Source organism: Paenibacillus sp. MT86 (assembly GCF_058792535.1).
This window is the reverse complement of the sequence record NZ_CM179499.1, coordinates 6,255,495-6,262,500: the sequence shown is the minus strand read 5'-3', so window position 1 is coordinate 6,262,500 and position 7,006 is coordinate 6,255,495. Positions and strand designations below refer to the sequence as shown.

1 protein-coding gene, 11 tRNA genes and 2 rRNA genes (1 of these 14 running past the window's edge) are annotated in these 7,006 nt (G+C 50.3%); all 14 read left to right on the top strand.

Annotation, left to right across the window (positions count from 1 at the left end; genetic code table 11):
- Positions 1 to 2,328, top strand: a 23S ribosomal RNA gene (locus tag AC3RCL_RS28590); it begins 719 nt to the left of the window's first position.
- 148 nt (positions 2,329 to 2,476) lie between these two features.
- Positions 2,477 to 2,593: ribosomal RNA gene (rrf, locus tag AC3RCL_RS28585) — 5S ribosomal RNA — on the top strand.
- A 9-nt stretch (positions 2,594 to 2,602) separates the two neighbouring features.
- A tRNA-Asn gene (locus tag AC3RCL_RS28580) sits at positions 2,603 to 2,678 on the top strand.
- Between the two features lie 3 nt (positions 2,679 to 2,681).
- A tRNA-Thr gene (locus AC3RCL_RS28575) sits at positions 2,682 to 2,757 on the top strand.
- 37 nt (positions 2,758 to 2,794) lie between these two features.
- Positions 2,795 to 2,869 (top strand) — tRNA-Glu (locus tag AC3RCL_RS28570).
- A 43-nt stretch (positions 2,870 to 2,912) separates the two neighbouring features.
- Positions 2,913 to 2,988: transfer RNA gene (locus tag AC3RCL_RS28565), tRNA-Val, on the top strand.
- Positions 2,989 to 3,041: 53 nt separating this feature from the next.
- Positions 3,042 to 3,116 (top strand) — tRNA-Gln (locus AC3RCL_RS28560).
- Between the two features lie 66 nt (positions 3,117 to 3,182).
- Positions 3,183 to 3,258, top strand: a tRNA-Lys gene (locus AC3RCL_RS28555).
- 14 nt (positions 3,259 to 3,272) lie between these two features.
- Positions 3,273 to 3,356, top strand: a tRNA-Leu gene (locus tag AC3RCL_RS28550).
- A 5-nt stretch (positions 3,357 to 3,361) separates the two neighbouring features.
- Positions 3,362 to 3,436: transfer RNA gene (locus AC3RCL_RS28545), tRNA-Gly, on the top strand.
- 3 nt (positions 3,437 to 3,439) lie between these two features.
- Positions 3,440 to 3,516: transfer RNA gene (locus AC3RCL_RS28540), tRNA-Arg, on the top strand.
- Between the two features lie 21 nt (positions 3,517 to 3,537).
- A tRNA-Pro gene (locus AC3RCL_RS28535) sits at positions 3,538 to 3,611 on the top strand.
- Positions 3,612 to 3,688: 77 nt separating this feature from the next.
- A tRNA-Gly gene (locus tag AC3RCL_RS28530) sits at positions 3,689 to 3,762 on the top strand.
- A 275-nt stretch (positions 3,763 to 4,037) separates the two neighbouring features.
- Complete coding sequence (gene ppc, locus AC3RCL_RS28525; RefSeq protein WP_015737611.1) at positions 4,038 to 6,824, top strand: phosphoenolpyruvate carboxylase; 2,787 nt, start codon at positions 4,038 to 4,040, stop codon at positions 6,822 to 6,824.
- Positions 6,825 to 7,006: the final 182 nt, after the last annotated feature.

Here is a 7,006-nt window from a genome sequence, read left to right as displayed (position 1 = left end):
GACCCGAAACCGTGTGATCTACCCCTGTCCAGGGTGAAGGTGCGGTAACACGCACTGGAGGCCCGAACCCACGTATGTTGAAAAATGCGGGGATGAGGTGGGGGTAGCGGAGAAATTCCAATCGAACTCGGAGATAGCTGGTTCTCCCCGAAATAGCTTTAGGGCTAGCCTCGGAATGAAGAGTCGTGGAGGTAGAGCACTGATTGGGTGCGGGGCCCGCAAGGGTTACCAAGCTCAGTCAAACTCCGAATGCCATAGACTTATATCCGGGAGTCAGACAGTGAGTGCTAAGATCCATTGTCAAAAGGGAAACAGCCCAGACCATCAGCTAAGGTCCCCAAGTGTGTGTTAAGTGGGAAAGGATGTGGAGTTGCACAGACAACCAGGATGTTGGCTTAGAAGCAGCCACCATTTAAAGAGTGCGTAATAGCTCACTGGTCGAGTGACTCTGCGCCGAAAATGTAACGGGGCTAAACACACCACCGAAGCTATGGCTTGAATCGACTTCACTGCTTCTTTGAGGTAGTGAGACTGAGATGAACATTTTTGTCAGACTTGAGATGAAATCAAGGATGACCAAATGTTCTCAGGGGATAAACACACTTCGAAGGCGGAGTGAAGTCGATTCAGGGGTAGGGGAGCGTTGTATGTAGGTTGAAGGTGTACCGTAAGGAGCGCTGGACAGCATACAAGTGAGAATGCCGGTATGAGTAACGAAAAGATCAGTGAGAATCTGATCCGCCGAAAGCCCAAGGTTTCCTGAGGAAGGCTCGTCCGCTCAGGGTAAGTCGGGACCTAAGGTGAGGCCGAAAGGCGTAATCGAAGGACAACAGGTTGAAATTCCTGTACCACCGTAAACCGTTATGAACGATGGGGTGACGCAGGAGGGTAGTGACGCGGACTGATGGATGTCCGTCCAAGCAGTGAGGCTGATGTGTAGGCAAATCCGCACATCGATAAGGCTGGGCTGTGATGGGGAGTGAAAATTATAGTAGCGAAGGTCATGATCTCACACTGCCAAGAAAAGCCTCTAGTCAGGTGAAGGTGCCCGTACCGCAAACCGACACAGGTAGGCGAGAAGAGAATTCTAAGGCGCGCGGAAGAACTCTCGTTAAGGAACTCGGCAAAATGACCCCGTAACTTCGGGAGAAGGGGTGCCTCGGTAGGGTGAATAGCCCGAGGGGGCCGCAGTGAAAAGGCCCAAGCGACTGTTTAGCAAAAACACAGGTCTGTGCGAAGCCGTAAGGCGAAGTATACGGGCTGACGCCTGCCCGGTGCTGGAAGGTTAAGGGGAGCGGTTAGGAGCAATCCGAAGCTGTGAACCGAAGCCCCAGTAAACGGCGGCCGTAACTATAACGGTCCTAAGGTAGCGAAATTCCTTGTCAGGTAAATTCTGACCCGCACGAATGGCGTAACGACTTGGGCGCTGTCTCAACGAGAGATCCGGTGAAATTTTAATACCTGTGAAGATGCAGGTTACCCGCGACAAGACGGAAAGACCCCATGGAGCTTTACTGCAGCTTGATATTGGATTTGGGTACGATCTGTACAGGATAGGTGGGAGCCTTAGAAGCATGAGCGCCAGCTTGTGTGGAGGCGACGTTGGGATACCACCCTGATCGTATCTAGGTTCTAACCTGGTACCGTGATCCGGTACGGGGACAGTGTCAGGCGGGCAGTTTGACTGGGGCGGTCGCCTCCTAAAGAGTAACGGAGGCGCCCCAAGGTTCCCTCAGAATGGTTGGAAATCATTCGAAGAGTGCAAAGGCATAAGGGAGCTTGACTGCGAGACCTACAAGTCGAGCAGGGACGAAAGTCGGGCTTAGTGATCCGGTGGTACCGCATGGAAGGGCCATCGCTCAACGGATAAAAGCTACCCTGGGGATAACAGGCTTATCTCCCCCAAGAGTCCACATCGACGGGGAGGTTTGGCACCTCGATGTCGGCTCATCGCATCCTGGGGCTGAAGTAGGTCCCAAGGGTTGGGCTGTTCGCCCATTAAAGCGGTACGCGAGCTGGGTTCAGAACGTCGTGAGACAGTTCGGTCCCTATCTGTCGTGGGCGTAGGAAATTTGAGAGGAGCTGTCCTTAGTACGAGAGGACCGGGATGGACGTACCGCTGGTGCACCAGTTGTTCCGCCAGGAGCATGGCTGGGTAGCTACGTACGGACGGGATAAGCGCTGAAAGCATCTAAGCGTGAAGCCCCCCTCAAGATGAGATTTCCCAGTATGTAAGACCCCTTGAAGACGACGAGGTAGATAGGTTGGAGGTGGAAGTGCAGCAATGCATGGAGCTGACCAATACTAATCGGTCGAGGGCTTATCCAAAAAACACCCCAAAAAGTGAAGCAAAGCTTTGAAGCAGATGCCGAATACTTTTCGGGGACCCCGATACCACATCGGGTGAATGCTACGGATTCTAATGTGCTGCAAATCGTTTCGTATCTAGTTTTCAGGTGATCAAACATCTGAACCGTTTGGTGGCGATGGCGGAAGGGTTCCACGCGTTCCCATACCGAACACGACCGTTAAGCCTTCCAGCGCCGATGGTACTTGGACCGAAGGGTCCCGGGAGAGTAGGACGTCGCCAAGCGGTACATATTCCCTGATAGCTCAGTTGGTAGAGCACTCGACTGTTAATCGAGTTGTCACAGGTTCGAGTCCTGTTCGGGGAGCCACTTGCTTCCATAGCTCAGTAGGTAGAGTGCATCCATGGTAAGGATGAGGTCACCGGTTCGATCCCGGTTGGAAGCTCCAGATTCGCTTTTGGTTTGGACATGCATCATGAAAATGTGGCCCGTTGGTCAAGGGGTTAAGACACCTCCCTTTCACGGAGGTAACAGGGGTTCGAATCCCCTACGGGTCACCACTATTTTATTTCATCAGGGGATGAGAACCCCATGAGTTTATACGGAGGCTTAGCTCAGCTGGGAGAGCATCTGCCTTACAAGCAGAGGGTCGGGGGTTCGATCCCCTCAGCCTCCACCATTTCATGCATGATTCTAACGAGAATCGGCAAGATAGAAGTAACTCAACGATTTTGGGGATTAGCCAAGCGGTAAGGCAACGGACTTTGACTCCGTCATGCATAGGTTCGAATCCTATATCCCCAGCCACTTTACTCCAAATAGTAAAGTTACGCTTTGAAGGTGATTCCGAGTATTTTCGGTGGCCTGAAATGCGAGCCATTAGCTCAGTTGGTAGAGCACCTGACTTTTAATCAGGGTGTCGAAGGTTCGAGTCCTTCATGGCTCACCATTGTTTCATCTTGTGCGCGTGTGGCGGAATTGGCAGACGCACTAGACTTAGGATCTAGCGTCTTTGACGTGGGGGTTCAAGTCCCTCCACGCGCACCATTAATGCGGACGTGGCTCAGCGGTAGAGCATCGCCTTGCCAAGGCGAGGGTCGCGGGTTCGATTCCCGTCGTCCGCTCCATTTGCGCCCTTAGCTCAGCTGGATAGAGCGTTTGACTACGAATCAAAAGGTCGGGAGTTCGAATCTCTCAGGGCGTGCCATTTTTCAAAAAAGATTAATATCGGGATGTAGCTCAGCTTGGTAGAGCACCTGGTTTGGGACCAGGGGGTCGCATGTTCAAATCGTGTCATCCCGATTTGCTTAACAATTGAGACCCGGCAAAAGTAACCGGAATATGCTTTGAAGCATAACGTCACTTTTGTGGGTTGATATGCGGGTGTAGTTCAATGGTAGAACTCCAGCCTTCCAAGCTGGTAGCGTGGGTTCGATTCCCATCACCCGCTCCATACATAAGCAGGACATCACCGTGTGTGATGTTTTTTTTACATATTCATACGACTATCCTGCGAAGTGTTAATGCAATAAAGAATGCTGTCATATCAACGGTTTATAGGACTAATGTCCGTGGGCTATGGGTATAACATGACCATGAGTTTTGTCGATTTGGCTAATTTTTTCGCCTGAAAAATGCAGATTTTCATTCGCTTTTATTGTATGATGTTAGGAAGGCGTTACGTCCTATAGATAAACTGCTGAAACGGGTTGAGATGGGAGGAGTAGCATGACTGAACTTACAGTAACCGCAAAAAGCAATTCCAACAATCTGCTGCGGCGAGATGTACGGTTCCTTGGCAATATTCTTGGAGAAGTTCTTGTCCATCAAGGAGGCAATGAGCTTTTAGATATAGTTGAGAAAATTCGCGAAACGAGTAAATCGTTGCGATCCGTATTCTTGCCAGAATTGTTTGCAGATTTCAAAAGGATCATCAGCACGCTGGAACCCGACATTCGCCATCAGGTGATTCGCGCGTTTGCCATTTACTTTCAATTGGTTAACATCGCCGAACAGAATCATCGCATACGGCGTAAACGCGATTACGAGCGTTCCGCCGGGGAAAGTGTTCAACCAGGTTCCATCGAAAGTGCAGTCCAGGATTTGAAAGAGCGCAATATTACGTTTGAAGAAGTTCAAGAAATTCTCGAAAGTCTATCCCTTGAGCTGGTGATGACCGCTCATCCAACAGAAGCGATGCGTCGGGCTATTCTGGATATCCATAAACGGATAGCGGACGATGTGATGCAGCTGGACAATCCGACACTGACATTCCGCGAACGGGAGCAGCTTCGGGAGAAACTACTGAATGAAGTGATTACGCTATGGCAAACCGATGAGCTTCGTGACCGTAAACCTACTGTTTTGGATGAAGTCAGAAACGGTATGTATTATTTTCACGAAACCCTGTTTCACATTCTGCCAGAGGTTTATCAAGAACTGGAGCGCTGCCTAACTAAATATTATCCGGGTCACCATTGGCACGTTCCAACCTATTTGCGTTTCGGTTCGTGGATCGGTGGCGATCGGGACGGAAATCCTTCAGTGACGGCGGACGTAACGTGGAGAACGCTTGAAATGCAGCGGAAGCTGGCGATTCGTGAATACCAACGGATTTTGCGTGAATTCATGAAATACCTGAGCTTCAGCTCGTCAATCGTTAACGTTTCGGATGAATTGCTTCAATCCATTGAAAAAGACCGCGAGCATGTAACACTGAAGAAGATGGAAATTTGGCACAATGAGAAAGAGCCTTATCGTGTAAAACTGGTATATATGCTGGCTAAAATGAGTCACATTCTGGATGAGAACATGACGGGCGGCGAGCGTTATCAGACCCCTGAGGAATTCATCGAGGATTTGAAAATCATTGATCGAAGCCTGCGTTTCCATTTTGCTGACTATGTTGCAGACACCTATATTCAAAAGCTGATTCGCCAGGCGGAGTTGTTTGGTTTCCATACCGCAACGCTGGATATCAGACAGCATAGCCAAGAGCATGAGAATGCCATGGCCGAAATTCTGCGGAAAATGAACGTGACGCAGGACTACGCCCAATTGAGCGAAGACGAGAAGATCGAACTGCTCAATAACTTGCTTAACGATCCGCGTCCGTTGACTACGCCTTATCAGGAGTATAGCGACAGCACCGAGGAATGCCTCGAAGTATACCGTACCGTTTTCCGTGCGCAGCAGGAATTCGGCGTGAAATGCATCTCCAGTTATTTGATCAGTATGGCCGAGGGCGCAAGCGACATTCTGGAAGTGATGGTATTTGCCAAAGAAGTCGGGCTGTTCCGGAAGGATAACGACGGTTCCGTAATCGCTACGCTGCAGGCTGCGCCATTATTCGAGACGATTGACGATCTTCATGCCGCCCCGGATATCATGCGCAAGCTCTTCAGCCTGCCGATCTACCGTGAAGCGGTGAGCGCCATGAACGAACTGCAGGAGATCATGCTGGGCTACTCTGACAGCAACAAGGACGGCGGAGCCATTACGGCGAACTGGGAACTCCAGGTAGCACTCAAAGAGATTACGGCCGTAGCCAATGAATTCGGCATCAAGGTAAAATACTTCCATGGACGCGGCGGATCGCTCGGACGCGGCGGTATGCCTCTGAACCGCAGCATTTTGGCTCAGCCGGCATCGACCATTGCAGGCGGCATCAAAATTACGGAGCAGGGCGAGGTTATTTCTTCCCGTTACTCCTTGAAGGGCATTGCCTACCGTAGCTTGGATCAGGCGACCTCAGCATTAATTACGGCTTCCCTGAATGCCCGTTATCCTGAAAAAGAATCGACCGAAAAAGAGTGGGAAGTGATTTCCTCCAGCATTTCGGCCGTTTCTCAGAAAAAATATCAAGATCTGATATTCCGCGATCCGGATTTCCTTACTTTCTTCAAGGAATCCACGCCGCTTCCTGAGGTGGGCGAGCTGAATATTGGTTCCCGGCCTTCCAAGCGCAAGAACAGCGACCGTTTCGAGGACCTGAGAGCCATTCCTTGGGTGTTTGCATGGACGCAGAGCCGTTACCTGCTTCCGGCATGGTACGCGGCTGGTACGGGCTTACAGAGCTTCTACCAAGGCAAGGAAGAGAACATGAAGGTGCTTCAACAGATGTACACGAGCTATCCGTTCTTTACGTCCCTGATCGATACCCTTCAGATGGCACTTGCCAAGGCAGATCTGATCATCGCCAAGGAGTATTCCTTGATGACGAAGGATGATCAAGCACGCGAGCGCATCTTCGGTCTGATTCAGGAAGAATTCAAATTGACGAAAGAGCTGGTTCTCAAGATTACAGGACAACAGGATATTCTGGATAACCAGCCGGTTCTGCAGGAATCGATAAGACTTCGCAACCCTTACGTGGATCCGCTCAGCTATCTGCAGGTTCAACTGCTTAACGAGCTGCGTGAACTAAGGGAGCAGGAGCAGGATGATCCGGATCTGCTTCGGGAAGTACTGCTGACCATCAACGGCATTGCCGCCGGGCTTCGCAATACAGGCTGATCCCTGCAGAAGCTAAAGCTGTTTGAAAGGGATAGTATAAGGCGAGGTTCCCTAGAGGGACCTCGTTTTTTTCATCTATGCGCAGCTTGCGTCCTAATGATTAATGTATCGGTTGCAGGTGAATTGTCTTTGATACACGAATGGGATTCTTTTTGAATTATTGTTGATTTTTAGAAACAGTT